This window comes from Lacrimispora sphenoides (assembly GCF_900105215.1).
GTDB lineage: Bacteria > Bacillota > Clostridia > Lachnospirales > Lachnospiraceae > Lacrimispora > Lacrimispora sphenoides_A.
In genome coordinates this window covers 118,174-133,837 of record NZ_FOIP01000002.1, presented here as the reverse complement: position 1 = coordinate 133,837, position 15,664 = coordinate 118,174, and the positions used below count along the sequence as shown (strand labels likewise).

Annotated in this window: 14 protein-coding genes and 1 pseudogene; all 15 read right to left on the bottom strand. The window is 43.3% G+C overall.

The genetic code is table 11. The features are described 5' to 3' along the window. Positions 1–1,389: a phage baseplate assembly protein V gene (locus BMW45_RS17375; protein ID WP_092246901.1), complete on the bottom strand. Its 1,389-nt coding sequence runs from the start codon at positions 1,387–1,389 to the stop codon at positions 1–3. 13 nt (positions 1,390–1,402) lie between these two features. Next, complete coding sequence (locus tag BMW45_RS17370) at positions 1,403–1,942, bottom strand: hypothetical protein (RefSeq protein ID WP_092246898.1); 540 nt, start codon at positions 1,940–1,942, stop codon at positions 1,403–1,405. Positions 1,943–1,979: 37 nt separating this feature from the next. Beyond that, positions 1,980–2,672, bottom strand: coding sequence for a hypothetical protein (locus BMW45_RS17365; protein WP_092246896.1), 693 nt, complete (start codon positions 2,670–2,672; stop codon positions 1,980–1,982). Beyond that, the gene (locus BMW45_RS17360; protein ID WP_092246893.1) at positions 2,669–3,982 is read right to left on the bottom strand and encodes a hypothetical protein; all 1,314 of its coding nucleotides are present in this window, start codon (positions 3,980–3,982) and stop codon (positions 2,669–2,671) included. The genes BMW45_RS17365 and BMW45_RS17360 overlap by 4 nt, the downstream gene beginning before the upstream one ends. Positions 3,983–4,034: 52 nt before the next feature. Beyond that, entirely contained in the window at positions 4,035–5,927 is a 1,893-nt protein-coding gene (locus tag BMW45_RS17355) for a PP2C family protein-serine/threonine phosphatase (RefSeq protein ID WP_092246890.1), read from the bottom strand. A gap of 30 nt (positions 5,928–5,957) precedes the next feature. After that, on the bottom strand, positions 5,958–6,806 hold the full coding sequence (locus BMW45_RS17350) for a PP2C family protein-serine/threonine phosphatase (protein WP_092246887.1): 849 nt from the start codon (positions 6,804–6,806) through the stop codon (positions 5,958–5,960). Beyond that, positions 6,803–7,318: an FHA domain-containing protein gene (locus BMW45_RS17345; RefSeq protein WP_092246884.1), complete on the bottom strand. Its 516-nt coding sequence runs from the start codon at positions 7,316–7,318 to the stop codon at positions 6,803–6,805. Before BMW45_RS17345 ends, BMW45_RS17350 begins: the two co-directional genes overlap by 4 nt. A gap of 104 nt (positions 7,319–7,422) precedes the next feature. Then, entirely contained in the window at positions 7,423–7,977 is a 555-nt protein-coding gene (locus BMW45_RS17340) for an FHA domain-containing protein (RefSeq protein WP_092246882.1), read from the bottom strand. Between the two features lie 166 nt (positions 7,978–8,143). Continuing rightward, positions 8,144–8,791, bottom strand: a complete 648-nt coding sequence (locus BMW45_RS17335; protein WP_092246879.1) for a hypothetical protein — start codon at positions 8,789–8,791, stop codon at positions 8,144–8,146. Beyond that, a complete protein-coding gene (locus BMW45_RS17330; protein ID WP_166433410.1) occupies positions 8,791–9,891 on the bottom strand; it encodes a PAAR-like protein in 1,101 nt (366 codons plus the stop codon). The genes BMW45_RS17335 and BMW45_RS17330 overlap by 1 nt, the downstream gene beginning before the upstream one ends. Positions 9,892–10,303: 412 nt before the next feature. Further along, positions 10,304–10,501, bottom strand: a pseudogene (locus tag BMW45_RS29120) (DnaJ domain-containing protein); the annotation flags it as partial. Between the two features lie 119 nt (positions 10,502–10,620). After that, positions 10,621–11,049, bottom strand: coding sequence for a hypothetical protein (locus tag BMW45_RS17320; RefSeq protein ID WP_054789696.1), 429 nt, complete (start codon positions 11,047–11,049; stop codon positions 10,621–10,623). A 24-nt stretch (positions 11,050–11,073) separates the two neighbouring features. After that, a complete protein-coding gene (locus tag BMW45_RS17315; protein ID WP_054789695.1) occupies positions 11,074–11,505 on the bottom strand; it encodes a hypothetical protein in 432 nt (143 codons plus the stop codon). A gap of 45 nt (positions 11,506–11,550) precedes the next feature. Continuing rightward, a complete protein-coding gene (locus BMW45_RS17310) occupies positions 11,551–13,734 on the bottom strand; it encodes a transcriptional regulator (RefSeq protein ID WP_092246873.1) in 2,184 nt (727 codons plus the stop codon). Positions 13,735–13,814: 80 nt separating this feature from the next. Continuing rightward, positions 13,815–15,647 carry a vWA domain-containing protein gene (locus BMW45_RS17305; RefSeq protein ID WP_092246870.1) on the bottom strand — a complete coding sequence of 611 codons (1,833 nt, stop codon included), beginning with the start codon at positions 15,645–15,647 and terminating at the stop codon, positions 13,815–13,817. Positions 15,648–15,664 lie beyond the last annotated feature (17 nt).

Sequence of the window (15,664 nt, the reverse complement as noted above, 5' to 3'; positions counted from 1 at the left end):
TTATAGCATAACTTTGGCTCCCTGCATTTCAATGTCTCCACCCAGATTCATTTCTGTATCACCCTGTTTTAACCGGATTTTCTTTGGGGCGCTCATTTCAATTGAGGAGCTGGAAGTAGATATATTTAAGCTTCCTCCTGCCCGAACTGTCACAGAACCCTCGCTGACAATTTCAATTCCATTTTCATCAGACAGTTCAATATAAGTGCCGTCGTTATTGGTCAATAAAATGCGTTCCGGAGAGAGCTGGATTTCTTTTCCCTCTTTATTTCTCCAGAACTTACGTTCTGGATTCTTTCTAAGCCCTGCTCCACTTTCATGATATGTACTGGCTACATATGCCTCAGGTTCCTTGGCAGTTGGAAAATAGAGCCTGACCGTATCCCCTATCTCCGGCATACAGTACCAGCCTGTTCCATCTGCTGAGGAATACACTGTGGAAAAGGAATACCAACAGGCTCCAGACTCCTCTTTATTCTCATCGCTGTATATTTTTATCTGTACCTTTTCATCCTTTACCTTTATAACACTTCCTGGCAGAGATACACCGGTTAAATGGCTACTATAGGATACTGGTTCCTGAATGCCTAATCGGGGTTTCATAAAGTAGGTATGATACAGCTCATTTCCTTTTAGGCGAGTCTCCATCTTCCAAATGAACAGATCCCTTCCATCCACGGTTCTTCTATCTCCTAATTTATAAATATCTCTGCTTTCCCAGATATAAGACATGGTATCCTCTGAACGTATAGAAAGTCCATGATTTTTCTTATACCAGTATTCCTTCATGTCGTACTGTGTTCGATATTCGCTGGGGAGAATTTCTTCCATTATTTTTCTATCCGGTATTCCAAAGTGGTATTTTGTTCCCTTGGTCGAGCAATCCGCAAACAGCACAGTATGATTCATAGAGGCTAACCGTTTTATGAACTCCCAATCAGTTTCCCGATACTGCATGATAAAATGGCATATTGCCTTCTCTTTCCCCTCTGTCATTATTTTGGCAGAATCTTCATACTCCCTGGTACAAATATCCAACAGATTGCTATAGGTCAGTTCTTCTTTCTGGAAGCTCCTTATATGCTCTTCATAATCCATAAGTTGGGTGCCGGAACAAAGGTTTATAACTACAATACAGGTTCCATCCTTTATCTCAAGCCGGATCTGTTCAATAACTCCATAAAACAGAATGGTTTCTTCATTTACAGATACTGCAGCCACCTGTGCCCATGTCTGTCGTCTTCCGATCTTCATATAATCTTCTTTCCGATCAAAAGGAATCCTGCCTTTTATCTCCGCCCGTGCATGTTCATTTACTTTTTGGATAGACTTGTAGTCCAATATCTGAATATCTTCAAACGGACGAATGATCAATTTTTCTTCTCTCATTACGCTCTCCCTCCTAAGCTTTACTGTATAGTTCTACCTCACAAAGACCAAGTCCAGTTATACCGCGACGGATCATACTCTCTGCCATATCCATAGATAAGATAATATGCCTTTTTTTTGAATCTCTGACCCAGAAAAGATTTCTGTCCAAATTTAGCTTTTCTCCTTCTGATTTTTCCGACTCTGAAATGTATACTCCATTCTTATACTTCCTTTCTTGCAATTGGATACTCCTGGTCTCATCAAGAACGGGCAGATAATACATTCTAGATTCCTTTTTTAGCTGGTCTATCAATATAACATTACAGAAAAAACAGCGTTCCTTATACATTTTTATAACTTCCTGAACCACTGGAGAAACCAGTAGGAAAGGAAACAAAATAATATCTGTAAACATTGTATTCTCCGATGGTTCAATGATAAATTGCTGTACCTTAGGCAATTTAGGAAAACCATCAAGGCAAATATCACGCATATCAAATTTCCCATACCAGTCCTTTAGTCTGGGAGCATATTTTAACTCCGGTGAATTCTGCACCTCAAAGTATTTCATGGCTAACTCCTCCAAATTGTATAATGGCAGTCCGTATTTAAAACAACACCATCTCATCAAACTCCATGGTCTCATCTACATCAATAATTCCAAAATGGTGCTCCCAAAACAGGAACACCTGATAATTAATTGATAGGAACATATCTTGTAAAAACCCCAGCCGTTCCCGTTCCTTTTCTGTCTCTTTCAGCCCTACATACACCAGCACCTGCCGCACCGTCTCATTATTGGCATATACCAGGGAGTCCGGGTACATACACCGCATGACTTCCCGAAACAGATAAATGGACCCTCCGCACTGGTACAGCTTCAGAATCAGGCGCAGTAATCGTCGGAGCTTTTCTTTCTCAAACTGACCTACCACTCCTGCTGCCTGGCTTCCGCACACGCCCTCTAACAAATCCTTTAACAAAAAACGCAGTGCATATTCCTGCTTGGAAAGTCCCTGACGCAAATCCAGTTGCACCAAATAATGCATGGCAGCGTCAAAAAAGATGTGCCTAGCAGTTTCATATCCTTCCAGATTGATATTAAACATTTCTGAAAACTCTTTAGAAAAACGGTAAAGAGGATTCAACTCCACCTTTTTCTCTTCCAATCTCCTGCTGTTAATTGTCTCCAGCGTTACCTCTGTATAAGGACTGCCGTTCCTGACCGGTACATACCGTATCTCCTCACGCCGCACCCCTGCCTCGTCCGCAGCCAGGGCAGCTTCCCATGCATAATTCATACCATCACTCCTATGCAGCGGTATTCGCTGATTTCTAACTGCATCTGCGATATCACGAACTGAACCATGCTGTCATTTAAGTAATGCCCCGGTTCTTTTGCCCTGAATTTCAGTAACAGCACTTTCCGGCTTTCCATAGGAAAAAGTTCGTCCCGGACAAACCAGTTCATACCCTCTGTATTTTGATAGCCCCCTGCATTTTCGCAAATTTCATATCCCACCACTTCAATGTAGTCCTGAATGTCCAGCTCCATGATCCGTCGGAATAAGTCCGTCTTCGTCATCAGCTGGACACAGCTGTTCTCCGCAAATCTCCGAATAAAGGAATCTTTTTTATGATTGGTAACCAAAGGGGCATTGTAATCCAGAGAACGTATGGTTTCTTGCTGGATTATATGAAGTGCTTTCCAATTTTCAAAGGTTTCCTTTTGAGATTTAATCACAATCTTATTTTTCTCATGCCGGATTTCAAGGATGTCCTCATTGGTTTCAATCAAATATCCATCCCCTTCTTCTTTATCTTGCAAGGTAAACTCGTGCTCATAATAGATGTCATTAATGCTGGGAAGCATAAAATCAGTGCTGTCGAATTTCACCCAATCCAGATTCCAAAGGGGAATTAACCCATGATGGATAAGCTTCTTAAACTTACCAAATGCAATTTCCACATTTTCAAGGATACTTTTTTTCATCCCTTTTTCCAATCCTTCCGGGCTTATGAAAATATCATAAAATTTATCAAGATAAGCAGTATTGATGGTTTCCCATGGGATATGATTATCCTGAAATACCTGGTACAATTTTTCCATTGTATCCCGATAACGTTTTGCCGGCTGGATATAGAAATCAGCTTCCTGAGTCTCTCCGTTTTGTCCTAATGTACCTATAAAATACCTGATTTTCTCAAATTCCTTCCGTCCATCTTCACCCGACTCCAAGAAAATAGTTCCAATCCAGACCTGTTTTTCATTGGAAAGAATCTCAGCCAGTTTTTCCTCTTCTAAGTCAAACTCATCCACAGGATGCAAGGTTCTGTTTGTTGGATCATAATGGTCGCGCTTTACAATGGTCATTACTGTTTCATACTGGTTGTCCGCTATCTCCAATTCCTCATATACCCGCCGTTCCAGTTGACGGTACTTGGCTTCCATACATCGGATGACCTTTGAAAGACCTTCCACCAGTACCTTCTTTGCATACCACCGTTCATCCAGATCATCAATTTCTCGCAGCCGCTCCTCTATATACCTCTCAAAATCAAAGGGATATTCCAGAATTGCGGATAAGTTATTATCCTTCCAGGCGTCCATGTGCCACCCTCCTGTCCTTTCTTATCTATTCTGTTACGGTTGACCGGCTTGCTTAAGCTCCCGATCCGGCTTTTGCACCAGGGCCAATGACCGCTCCCATACCTGTCTGTCCGTTTTCCCCCTGTCTGTCTTCAGCTTCCTGACTTTCGCTCTTTGCCAACTCCGCTTCCCGACTTTCCCTTTCTTCCTTTTCTTGAGCAATAGCGTTTTCCAAAACCTCTATCAGCCCATCAACTTCCGCCACTTTATCATCTATCTTCAGTTCTTTGTAAATGTTCTTTGCAAGCAGATACTGCTTTTTTGCTTCCAATTTACTCCCTGCCAGTTCCTGTTCCCTGCCTGCAGACACATAATCTTCCGCCTGAAGCTCCTTCTGTTTATTTTCCTCTGATTTGCTTTCACTGGAAGTAATCTTATTCTGGATCAGCTCTCCATGGGCGGCATCTCCCAACTGCTGGTACTTTTCCAAGGCCATGGTATAAAAGGCTTTTGCACCTTCAAAATCACCTTGGGCAAATGCCTTGTCTCCTTCCGAAGCCAGTTGGGCGGCTCCGGTTTCACTGGAAGCCTTTTCTTTTGCCTCCTTGGCTTCCGTCTCCTCCGCCTTATCCCGGTTGGCATACATGGCCTCCAAAGCCTTCATTGACTCCTTGCGGCCCTCTTCAAAATACGTCCTGGTGGCCAGGCTCTTGGCCTGTAGGTATTTTTCTTCTGCCCTCACATAATCCTCCTGGGCTGCCAGAGTATCTCCCAGCTGTATATAATCAAACACCGATAGGTAATCTGTAATCTTGTTCAACTGTCTGTCTATGTAATCATCTGCAATCCGATCTGCATGCCGGGAACGTTCCTTCGCTGCCAGATAAGCAGCCTGGGCTTCTTCGTACTTCTTATCTTTGAATGAAACTTCCGCAGAATTCACTGCCTCAATTAGCTTCTTATAATCAGAAATTTTCTGAATCTGCTTCTTGTCCCACAGTTTCTCCGCCACCTTCAGTGCCTCACTGCATTCTTCATCAGCCCTCAGGAAATTTCCATCCTGGATATATTCAACAGTATTAGAATATCTTCGTCCCATCTCAATCGTATACTTTTGCCGCTGATGAGACAGCAGCCAAAGCACCAAGCTGATTACAAGAACTATGACAAGGGCGGCAAAGGTGATGAGGGCTATCTTCCTGACCCGGTGCTTCTGATTAGGGTCCAGGAAAACTTTATCCACAAAAATAGTGACAAAGGTATAATTCTCCAGAATCTTTGGCTGTCTGGAAAGCAGCAGATCCTCCACATTGTCCAGACACTCCTGCGGCTCACTTTTAGCCTCGGAAAACACATCGTCCAGTTCACCACCGTCCAGGTTTTCCCAGATTCCCCTGGTGTACAACGCAAGAATGTCACCGTTTGCCAGCTTTATTTTCTTGGATACAAATGGGCGGAACCCTTTTTCCTGACCTAAATAGGTATGTAAATTGTTGCGTTCTTCATGCCGGGAAAGTATGTCTTCCGGGAGGTTCCTCTCTCTTGACATCTCAGTTCCCAGGGACATATCCTGGGTCGATTCTTTCACGGTGCCATCCCGGTAGAGCCGGAGTCTGGTATTTCCCACATAGCCATAACGAACTTTAGCATAGTTCGTTACAATTACAGTAACAGATGCCTTTAACCTTTCCCGGCTGTCCGCCGCAGTAAGCGCCTTATTGGCTGCCTCCATATAAGAAAGAATAGCCCGCTTTGTCATAGACGGGTGTTCCTGGAAAGCCAGGATAATGCTCTGTGTTGCCAGTCTGGCGCTTTCTGCATCCGGAAGGTCATTTAACCCATCCGATATGACATAACAGGCATACTCTTCCAGTTCCACAAACGCAAAATAATCGTTATTTTTAAGCCCGGAACCTGCTTCCGATATAAATGCCGTCTTGAATGTGCTGTTCTGTTTTCTCATCATTCCATGGTTTCCTCCTGGTTTCTCTCTTTGTTACCGAACCTGCAGAACGACTACTGCTGCATTATCTTTTTCTTCCTTCTGGCTTTTATTTACCAGTTCAATGATTGCAAATGCCTTCTTCTGGCTGTTTCCTTCCACTTCCAGACAGTCTTCGATATCTTTCCACCTGACCGTTTCATATAGACCATCTGTCATCAGAAGCACATATTCTCCTCCGTAAAGAGAAATTGGGGTGTCAAAAAATTCCACGTCCCGAAATCCATCCTGACCCACATAGTTATACAGCCGGTGATGGTCCAGCAGGCTGACTGCCTCCTGCCTTGTCAACTTCCCCTCTTTGTATTTCTGCTTTGCCAACATGCTGATGGTATGTCCCGATGTCACCGGTACCAGCTCCCGATTCCGATAGACTGCTACTTTTACATTACCCACGGTTGAATAGTAGAGTTTCCGTTCCTTTACCATCACCGCTGCCACCGAAGCACTGCCTTGATTCTCCTCCAGTTGGTTTAAGATCTCCCTGTTAGCACCCTGGAATGCTCTGCGGAACGAATACTGGGGGTTGTAGAAGGCATTCTTATCCTCGAACATATCCAGAAATACTTGTACGGCAGTCCGGGCGGCAATTTTCCCTCCAAATTGCTTGCCCATTCCGTCCGCCAGAACTGCCATGATTCCATCCTCAGTTTCTGTAATGCCATATTCATCCTCCTGCAGCTCCCGGTCTCCGATGGTTTTAGAGGCCCCGCTATCACAGACCGAGCGTTTCTTTAGGGACATATCCCAGGGATTCAGAACTGCCATCATGATACGTATGATCAAAAGCATACTTCCCCCAAGTCCAAGGAGAAGTATGCTTGTTTCGGGAATTGTCATCATGCCCCTCCTTTGTCTTCCCACATGAAATTTTTCCCACAGAATGGAACGAATGCGAACTTGCTGTCCCCCATCTCGATCACGTCATAGTCATTCAATACAGTCGGCGTATAAACAGCGGCTTCGTTATGGTAGACCAGCCCGTTGCTATCACCCGGAAGGAGCACAGTTTCCTTTTTCTTTGGGTCAAATACAATGACACCGTGATTTCGCCGGGAGATCTTGTTATCCCCCAGTACCTGGATGTCCATATCATCTGCCCGGCCAATGAAGTTCTTCCCTGATTTTATCTTATAATCCTTCCCCTGCCTGGGACCGGAGATGCAGACCAGCCAGCCGCATACCAGGGATGTTTCCTGGACGAATAACAGTTCTTCCAGTTCTTCCTCATTCTTACCTCCAGCCTCTTTTTTCTCTTTTGTGGCAGTTTCTATGTTGCAGTAGGGACACACCGTTCCATATCTCCTAGATGAAAACAAATGTCCGTTTTGGCATCGGATCAGATTTCCGCTCATATCATTTCAGCTCCTTTTCTTCCGTTATATTTATTTATTAAAACCTATGTAACATTTTAAAGACTATAAATGTGTTCATAATGACTTATATCAAGAGTTTTTTCTTATCTAAAAAGGAGTCTGTTTAAGCCTACATATAGACAGTCTCTCCGTTCTAACCGACAGGGTGTGTCCGATGAGAGTTTGTAAACTCTCCCGTCTCCTGCCTTTTTCACGCTGATTCCATTAGCACTGCCTAAATCTTCAACGTACCAGTTCCCGGAGGAAAAGTTCAGCACCGCATGTTCAATGTCCACCATGCTGGCATAAGAGCTTTTCCCCAAATCAATGTCCACCTGGTTTTCCTTTACATCCCGGCCAATGACCATAGCGGCTTTTCCGTATAGATCCCAAGTCAACAGCTCGGTATCCTCCTCACTAAGAAGTACGATCTCCGTAATAAGCTCCGATTCTGACGGCAGGTCCATTTCCATCCGTCCCATGATTTCCTGCCGTTCCTCCTTGTCCCGTATTGCCAGAAACAGGAATACAATTCCAAGAAGACCTGCTGTCAATAAAATGGAATACCTCCCCCTGACCTGGTTTGGATAAAGAATAGCTGTACTTATAATTGCTAGACATACACATGCAACAGCCAAATCAATTACCATTTTTTTCATTTACTCATTTCCTCTCTAACAAAATATATATCGAATCCATATTCTCAATTTTTTATCTCCCTTTACCCTTTTTCATTTATTCATATATAATATAGACTTTTTCCGTATCTTTGATTTACTATTAGTCAAAATTGCTCCTCTGGCATTTCTTTGCTTTAATCAATTATCACTCTTTATATGTTGCTCTTTCATTAGGATCATAGCCATTAATATAGCTAATTCTAGTTAATTTATAAATGCAATTGTTATCAAACGCATACATTGTAGTGTCATCATCAATAAAAAAAGTGAATCCATTATCGCCAATTTTCGTATTCGCTTTATAAGCTATTTGAACAAGGGTAAAATAATTTTCATCAGGAAGTAACGTCTCTATGCCTACCTGATCCAAAAAAAACTGATTATAATGATCTTGATTAATAGGATAGATAGATAGGAGGTACATCGGATCATAAATCTTCCCTAAACTGTTTTCAAAATAATCCGGATGATATGTCACTATCTCGCCTAATAAATCCATATATCCCTCATCGCCCCCAAGCCGTATATGTTGTGATACCACTTCAACATATTTCCAAGTGCCATAAAATAACTTATATCCTTTATTTTGCCTATAAACAAAATCATTTCGGCTCATATTTGTATCTTTTTCTGACTCAGTTGGGTGTTGTGTTTCTATATATTCTGTATCTTTAGTATAATGATTGTTGATCTCATCAATAATTTTATTTTGATGTTTTGATTCAGGAATACACGCATTCAGTAATAAAACAAGTGCTGAGATATAGCAGATTTTATTAATCATCCTATTCACTAATATTCCCCTCCGAAAAATAAACTCTGACATTTATCCTTTCTATTCTGTCCGCCTGTCCAAATCTTTTCCCAATCCGCTTTATTTCGATTTCCATCTATCAAGTATTTCATGGCTTTTTCTGGCAAATTCCCCCGATTATATCGATAAATAACTAACGCATCAAACTCTTTCTGAGTCACTTTTATGTTCTCTTTATCCAGCCAGTCTGAAATTGCTTTACTATGCAATTTCACATCAGCTTCATATTGAGAATTAATAATACTAATTGGCACCATAGTTGAAGATGGAACAACTATCAAACCACTTATGGGAAGGGTAGTTCTATTAGCTGTAATTCCAGTTATTACTACATTACTTGGCACATATGGAGCTAAAAGCTTATGATCAGGATCATCTGGACTTTTCCATTCAACTGCATTTATATGATGACCATACCCAATGGTGATCTCACCATCGTCTACAAATTTTCCTGATATACTTCCATTTTTCATAACATAATATGGCATCATTCCTATTAAATTTCCACCAGAATCACGTTTTTCTATATCAAGTAATTGGTATTCCTTAAGCTCCAAATCCTTTAATAGTTCCAAGCCATTCGGTCGACTAAGTACCATGCCTCCCAGACCACCGTCTCCACTTGTATTCGGAACCTCTACAATTCTAATAATCCCCCCATATTGGCAGACCAATACAGCATCATCCAACAACATAGGTACATACCCTTTTTGATTTACCTCAATCAAAACGTCACTATCAGCCTGATGCCATACGCTACTTTTACTTATAACCGGCACACATATGTGAGCATAAGTATTTTGAGGAACTTTTATCGCCGCCACTCCATTACTGTCCTGCCCAACAGTCATTGGCAAACGTCCTGCATAATTACTCTCAGGGCATAAGCAGGAACCAAAATTATGTATGTTAGACTCAGCGCAGTCAGTAATGGCCAATACAGGATTTTTACCTTTATATACTCCGTGATCCTTGAGACATTCTAATTTAGCATACTTCGTTCCATATTGGCAGGAAAGCACAGAGCCTCGAAGCGCATACTTATTCTCCTCAATTGCACCATAATATAACTGATACATATACATCATCTCAAGGGATTGTTCTTGATGTCTTTTTTTTCTCGTTGTTCCTCTTTGTCACTTAAATTTCCATCGTTCGGAAGCATAAAATCACCTATAGTATCAAACATAGCCATAGAAATCACCTCATCTCATTATCGTCTACCCTCTCTCGATACTTCTGTTTTAAATGATTCTCTTATTTTTTGACACCCATATATCTCTCAAACAAATCTGTCATATCTATTGGATTTGTCCTTGTTTTCCCTTTTTTGTTAAATGCTCCCTCATCCACTTTCCTGTCTTTAGGATGAAATCCGAAAAACTGTGTAAACTTTTCCTCCATATTGGAAAGATTGATATCTGCAGAAGGCTTAGGACAGGTGTCGGAAGCTTTATCGCTTTTCTCCTTATAGGATTCTTTCTCCCAGGACTTGTCATAGACCTTTCGTTTCTCTGTGTCTTCTAGAGTAGCATAGGCCTCAGATACCTCTTTAAACCTCTCCTCTGCCTCTTTGTCCCCAGGGTTTACATCCGGGTGGTATTTTTTAGATAATTTCCTATATGCTTTTTTTATTTCATCTTCTGTCGCAGACCGGGAAACTCCCAGCACACTGTATAAATTCTTCATCTGCTCCGCCTTATCTCCCGGTACAATCATAAATCACTGGGATTGATTTTTTCATTCAGCTTCATCTATTTGATGAAAGGGCGCATCCAATCTATTCCGGACGCGCCCTTTCTCCCTACTTATGCGGCCGGATATCCACCTTCCACCGTAATCATGCCTAACTTATCTTTCTTCTGTTTGATCGTTAATGTAAACGTTCCAGTTCCTTCCACATCCCCAAAATCTTCCTTATAATCAATCACAAAGGCATTTGGGAAATAGTATTTTCTTTCCATGATCCCGGCGGCTATATGTTCCACCGTCACCTTCCGGTAGCAATCGGATTTTTCTGCAGGCACCACTGACCACAGGGCCAGCTTTCTGGTGCTGTCAAACGGATCTCCATCCACAGCGGTTAAAATCCTTCCAGTTATGGTCAGAGTGCTGCCCACGTCCTTGGTCCTGGCATTGGAATCCAACGGAATATCCGTGGTGAACTTCACGCTGCGAACACTTTCTTTTGCAATTTCAAAACTTTCCTGTCCCTCGATTTTCACTATGTATGACATGTCTGTTACCTCCTTTCGATTCTATTATTCGCCGCCAAAGCCGCCTTCAATTTTAGTCGCCGCGTTTTCATCCTTCTTCTGTTTCATGTGAATGAAGAAGGTTCCAACACCGCTCTCGTCATCCACCTCCTCGGTGTATTCCATGACGAATGCATTTGGAAGAGTGAACTGACGCACCACCTGGCTGGCGGATACTACGGTGACTTCAGCATTCCTATAACAGTCTGCCTTCTCAGACGGCACCTGGGACCACTTTACCAGCCCCAAAGTGGGATCGTTTCCTTCTCCTCCCAGCTTGTAGAGCATCTTGCCCCATACCTTCACTGTCAGGCCGAAATCTGTGGCCCTTGCATTGGAGTCCGCCGAGGAAATGGAGTCAAAATCCACTTTTGTAATGCTCCGCTCATCAAACACGATTTCCTCTGGTCCTCCGGTGATTTTCATTCGAAATCCCATCTTATTTCCTCCTTTTCTTCTGAAAAATTTATGCTTCAAAGGCCATTACGCCTTATTCGCCGATAATCGGTTAATCTCTACTTCCAAATTCTTTACATTGCCATTAAAGGTGATATCCAGGGTGCAGAAACCTGTTTCCTCGTTGATGTTACAGCTGATATCATCTCCTGCTCCAAGGATTCCATTTAAGTATTCCCTTCTGGAAAGCCACCGGCTTTTCTGGCTGTTGGGATTATTGGAAAAGAACTGGACAATGGAATCCTCTTTAAAGTCCCCGGTTCCGTGGCGCATCACCCGTTCAATATAGGTAGTCACCTGTGTTTTATAAATCGGCTCAAACATGGAACCATCGGACATCAGATTCCGGGCCTTGTAGATCATGATCTTTGTTATGTCATTGCCTTTATAAGAAGCATTCTCCGAACTGAATATGAATCCAAAGTTCTTCCGATTGATATCATTTTTAATGGAATTGGTGAATCCGGTAATCTCCTTAGCCATGGTAGTACAGGCAATAAGCCCATGATCATCGGCCTCAATGTCAAACCTCACTCCTGGCAGTTCCGTATCCAGCTTAACGCCTGGCCCAAACTTTGACTTTAAGTATTCCGGGCATTGATAAGCCGCTGCTATACCTGCCGCCACATAGGCAGCGCCAACGTAAACCCCGTCAATCCACAGCTTCATGATGTCTTCTTTTTCCCTGGAAAGCTCTGCCGTATGGTTATCACCGACTACCATCCGGCTGTCTAAGACGACGCCTGATTTATCTTTCGGAATAATCGTATAGTTGGGCAGACAGGGAATGGCAAACTCACTGTACTCCTTACCCATAAGAGCAGCGCAGCGATCCTCATACTTACCGATCCCCTCCGTTGCCAAGGCATTGAATGTAGTGGTGTCATCAGTCTCATAACTGAAGAAACACTGCACTTTGTAATCTTTAAAGACATCAAGAAGCCTTATTAAGGATTCCACACTGTTTGTATCATTCTTTTCTGTTTTAGAATTTCCCTTAAACCGCTCTCTAGTCAGCTTCATCTTGCTGTTCTGGTCTAAGGATACGTTCGGTACGATGGCATACCATACCGTATTTGTGAAATCATTCTTTGCATTCACTGTGGTTAAGTATGTAATCAGCCTGGGAATATTGCTGCTCTTTGCAAGCATCTCATTGGATACATTTGTCACCAGCATGGAAGGGCGCATTCCTTTCAGCTTCTTCGGATACTGTTCAAAATAGCACCAGGCGCCCAGCAGCCTTTCGATCAGCGGCTTTACGGTCTTAATGAAGGCATCCTTGGATTCCTTGTAAAATTCCAGATAGGAATTATAATTGGCAACCTCTGTTGCTATGTCAATGCTGCTCTCCATAGTGGAGGACAATGGACAAAAGGTTCTCGCTACCAAAGCCCCTACATAATCGTTGTTCTCCTCATTCAGAGCTTCATAATCCTCTTTTAAAGCTTCGATCAAGCCCATATTTACATGATCATCGATCGTGACCAAGGCTGTCGTTTCCACCTTTGGTGCCTCTAAGACCCTCAGTTCCCCCTGTTCCCCCATACTTAGAACGCCTAAGGCAAGAGGTGTACTGTCCTTTTTATCTCCTCCGTCTCCCAACAGAAGCCTGGTTTTGATGTCCTCAATTGCCAGGGGAAGCAGGGCCATGATATTGTTATAATTGGCGCTCGCCTCCTCAAACATGACATTCAGCTTATCCCCTAAATCTCTCTTCTGGGGATCCTCCTCATCCAGCCTGGCGTATTCGCCATAAGTATATTGCAGCTCCTTTCGGTTCTGCTTGATCGCATCCATTACTTTTTTCGGGGAAATCATGTCCGTAAGCTTTTCAAACTTAAAATCCACGTTGATGGTCCCCTCAGAACGCTTGGTTTCCACCATGGACATGAGCATTCCCATGAATTCATTTTGACGGTTTAATGGAATTTCCGTCAGCATTTCCTCTGGCACCTGCTCCGGTTTATCCAACTGATAAACCACTCTCTGATTGTTGGCGTTATAGTAACAATAAACAGTCGGTGCAAATTTCTCCAAAAGCTCATCAAAACTGCGAACCATTAAGGAGTCGTTGATTTCCTTGATTTTTTCATCGGAAAGGCTTTCCACCCCCCGGACATCTCCAACCAAAGTTAATAAATCCAGTTTTTCCGGATTAATGACCTCCATCAGCATGGTCCGGTTGGTCTGCTTTATTACATTTCCCATATTGCTTATTCCTCCTTTTGTTATCTATCTGAAAGAGCAAGTTCACGCTGACTGGAACGCCTTCGGCGCTCCTTTCATTGCTACGCTTTCCTCTCACTTGGCTTTAAGTTTTTATAATGGATTTCCATCTCCGTGGACTCGTCCTCAAAGGTAATGGTAATCTTTTCGTTATAAAACACCGGGTATCCCATACCCTTTTTTAGAATCTCCATCCCCCGCAGCACAGTGCACCGCTCCGACTGATCCATAATTATTACCGAATAATCCGGCCCAGGATAGATGATAATGTCCTCCTCTCCGATCTTCCCCAACTTGATCTTACAGGCGGAAAGAATCTGATCCAAGGTCATACGGCCGCTGTTTCTACCGAATAGCTGGTAAGTCTGGGGAGGCACGTCCCTGCCATCCGCAGTTCTTACCACGTATATATTGAATTTCCCTGAATAAGTGCAGGTTTTAGTCTCCATCTTCTTTGCAGGCTCCCTTGAGGCCGGGGACTGTGCCACATAGACCACTGTGGTATTCTTTTTCTTCACCCACAAGGCCAGTATGAGGATCAATGCCGCCGCAAGTATTCCTAAAATGATCCACAATGGACGGTAATCCGGCTCCGGTACAGGCTCCTGGGGTGGCGCAAGTTTTATAAATGCCGGTTGGGTGATCACAAAATGCTCTTCAAAACTACCGGAATCAATTTCAATAGAAAGCTCATCGATCCCGTCTATGTGGAGGGAGTAAGGTATAATTCCGTTACTTATTCTTCCTGTTTCCGTGACTCCATTGACACGGAAAGGCACTTCCTGTCCCTCATAATAAGGAGCATTCCAGAGGTTCCCGTTTTTTCCCTTTATATCTTTCAGCCATATTTTCAGGTCGGCATACTGCTTATCAGCCAAAGATACTTTTGTTCTCCCGTTACGTTCTTCCTCCGCTTCGGAAGCTTCCCTCCGATAAGAGACTTCTATTACAGGTTCAGCCGTATATTCCACTGTCATATATGCTTCTACTCCAGTTAACTCCGGCGTCTGGAAATGGACCTCCACAGCTTCTACTGCTGGTCTGGTCATCTCCAATACCGCAAAGTTCTGCCCGCCGGTAATACGGCCTTCTTCTGCCGCATAATCTGCAGTAACATTTTGAATCCCCTGACTGGCAGTCAGAATGATCCGCACATGCTCTGCCCCCGGTGAGGGCAGTTCCGCATGAAGGCTGCCGCCATTTCCATCCGTCACCCCCACGGATTTCTTTGGGATGTTCATACGCTCATACAGGATACGGTTCATAATTTGCACCAGAGTACCTGACTGGCCCTGCCAGTAGATGGCTCCGTCCGTCATCTCAGCACCGGCAAAGATATGCATCTGAGGGTCATTTAACTCACTGCCTACGGCAATAATGTAAATTTTCACACCGGCTTCCTTTGCCCTCTTCATCGCATCTGAATATAGGATACGGGAAGACTCTTTTGCCTGCTGGTCAGGCATATCAATCTCTCCATCCGTCAACATGACGATGCTGCGGTCCACACTCTCCTTGTCTGAAAAAAGTCCCACGGCCTGATTCAATCCTTCTCCGGCGTTGGTATAGCCTTTGTATGTAATAGCCGCTAATTGTGCGTCCATCTGTTCCAGTCCGGTACCCATCGGAGCGATTGTCTGAATTCCGGTATTATAAGATACCAATCCAGCTTTATAATTTGAGGGGAGGCTGTAGGCCGCCTGTCGGATCGCATCAATTACCAGGCGCTTTTTGTCATAGGTATTCATGGAACCGCTGGTGTCCAAAAGAAACACCACCTCACCTTCAGTTTCGTTGAATCCCTGGTTTACTCCCGCCATCGACGTAATTTGCCTGACTGTAAACAGCAAAATAATCATCCCTGTAGCCAGAAAGATTTTTCTCCATATTTTCATATCGCCCTCCTCTTAAA

What these genes read in the sequence shown, in the direction of transcription:
- BMW45_RS17305 (WP_092246870.1), bottom strand. Translation starts at nt 15,647, where the DNA reads ATGAAAATATGGAGAAAAATCTTTCTGGCTACAGGGATGATTATTTTG.
- BMW45_RS17315 (WP_054789695.1), bottom strand. Translation starts at nt 11,505, where the DNA reads ATGGGATTTCGAATGAAAATCACCGGAGGACCAGAGGAAATCGTGTTT.
- BMW45_RS17360 (WP_092246893.1), bottom strand. Translation starts at nt 3,982, where the DNA reads ATGGACGCCTGGAAGGATAATAACTTATCCGCAATTCTGGAATATCCC.
- BMW45_RS17350 (WP_092246887.1), bottom strand. Translation starts at nt 6,806, where the DNA reads ATGATGACAATTCCCGAAACAAGCATACTTCTCCTTGGACTTGGGGGA.
- BMW45_RS17355 (WP_092246890.1), bottom strand. Translation starts at nt 5,927, where the DNA reads ATGATGAGAAAACAGAACAGCACATTCAAGACGGCATTTATATCGGAA.
- BMW45_RS17320 (WP_054789696.1), bottom strand. Translation starts at nt 11,049, where the DNA reads ATGTCATACATAGTGAAAATCGAGGGACAGGAAAGTTTTGAAATTGCA.
- BMW45_RS17345 (WP_092246884.1), bottom strand. Translation starts at nt 7,318, where the DNA reads ATGAGCGGAAATCTGATCCGATGCCAAAACGGACATTTGTTTTCATCT.
- BMW45_RS17370 (WP_092246898.1), bottom strand. Translation starts at nt 1,942, where the DNA reads ATGAAATACTTTGAGGTGCAGAATTCACCGGAGTTAAAATATGCTCCC.
- BMW45_RS17330 (WP_166433410.1), bottom strand. Translation starts at nt 9,891, where the DNA reads ATGTATCAGTTATATTATGGTGCAATTGAGGAGAATAAGTATGCGCTT.
- BMW45_RS17340 (WP_092246882.1), bottom strand. Translation starts at nt 7,977, where the DNA reads ATGAAAAAAATGGTAATTGATTTGGCTGTTGCATGTGTATGTCTAGCA.
- BMW45_RS17375 (WP_092246901.1), bottom strand. Translation starts at nt 1,389, where the DNA reads ATGAGAGAAGAAAAATTGATCATTCGTCCGTTTGAAGATATTCAGATA.
- BMW45_RS17365 (WP_092246896.1), bottom strand. Translation starts at nt 2,672, where the DNA reads ATGAATTATGCATGGGAAGCTGCCCTGGCTGCGGACGAGGCAGGGGTG.
- BMW45_RS17310 (WP_092246873.1), bottom strand. Translation starts at nt 13,734, where the DNA reads ATGGGAAATGTAATAAAGCAGACCAACCGGACCATGCTGATGGAGGTC.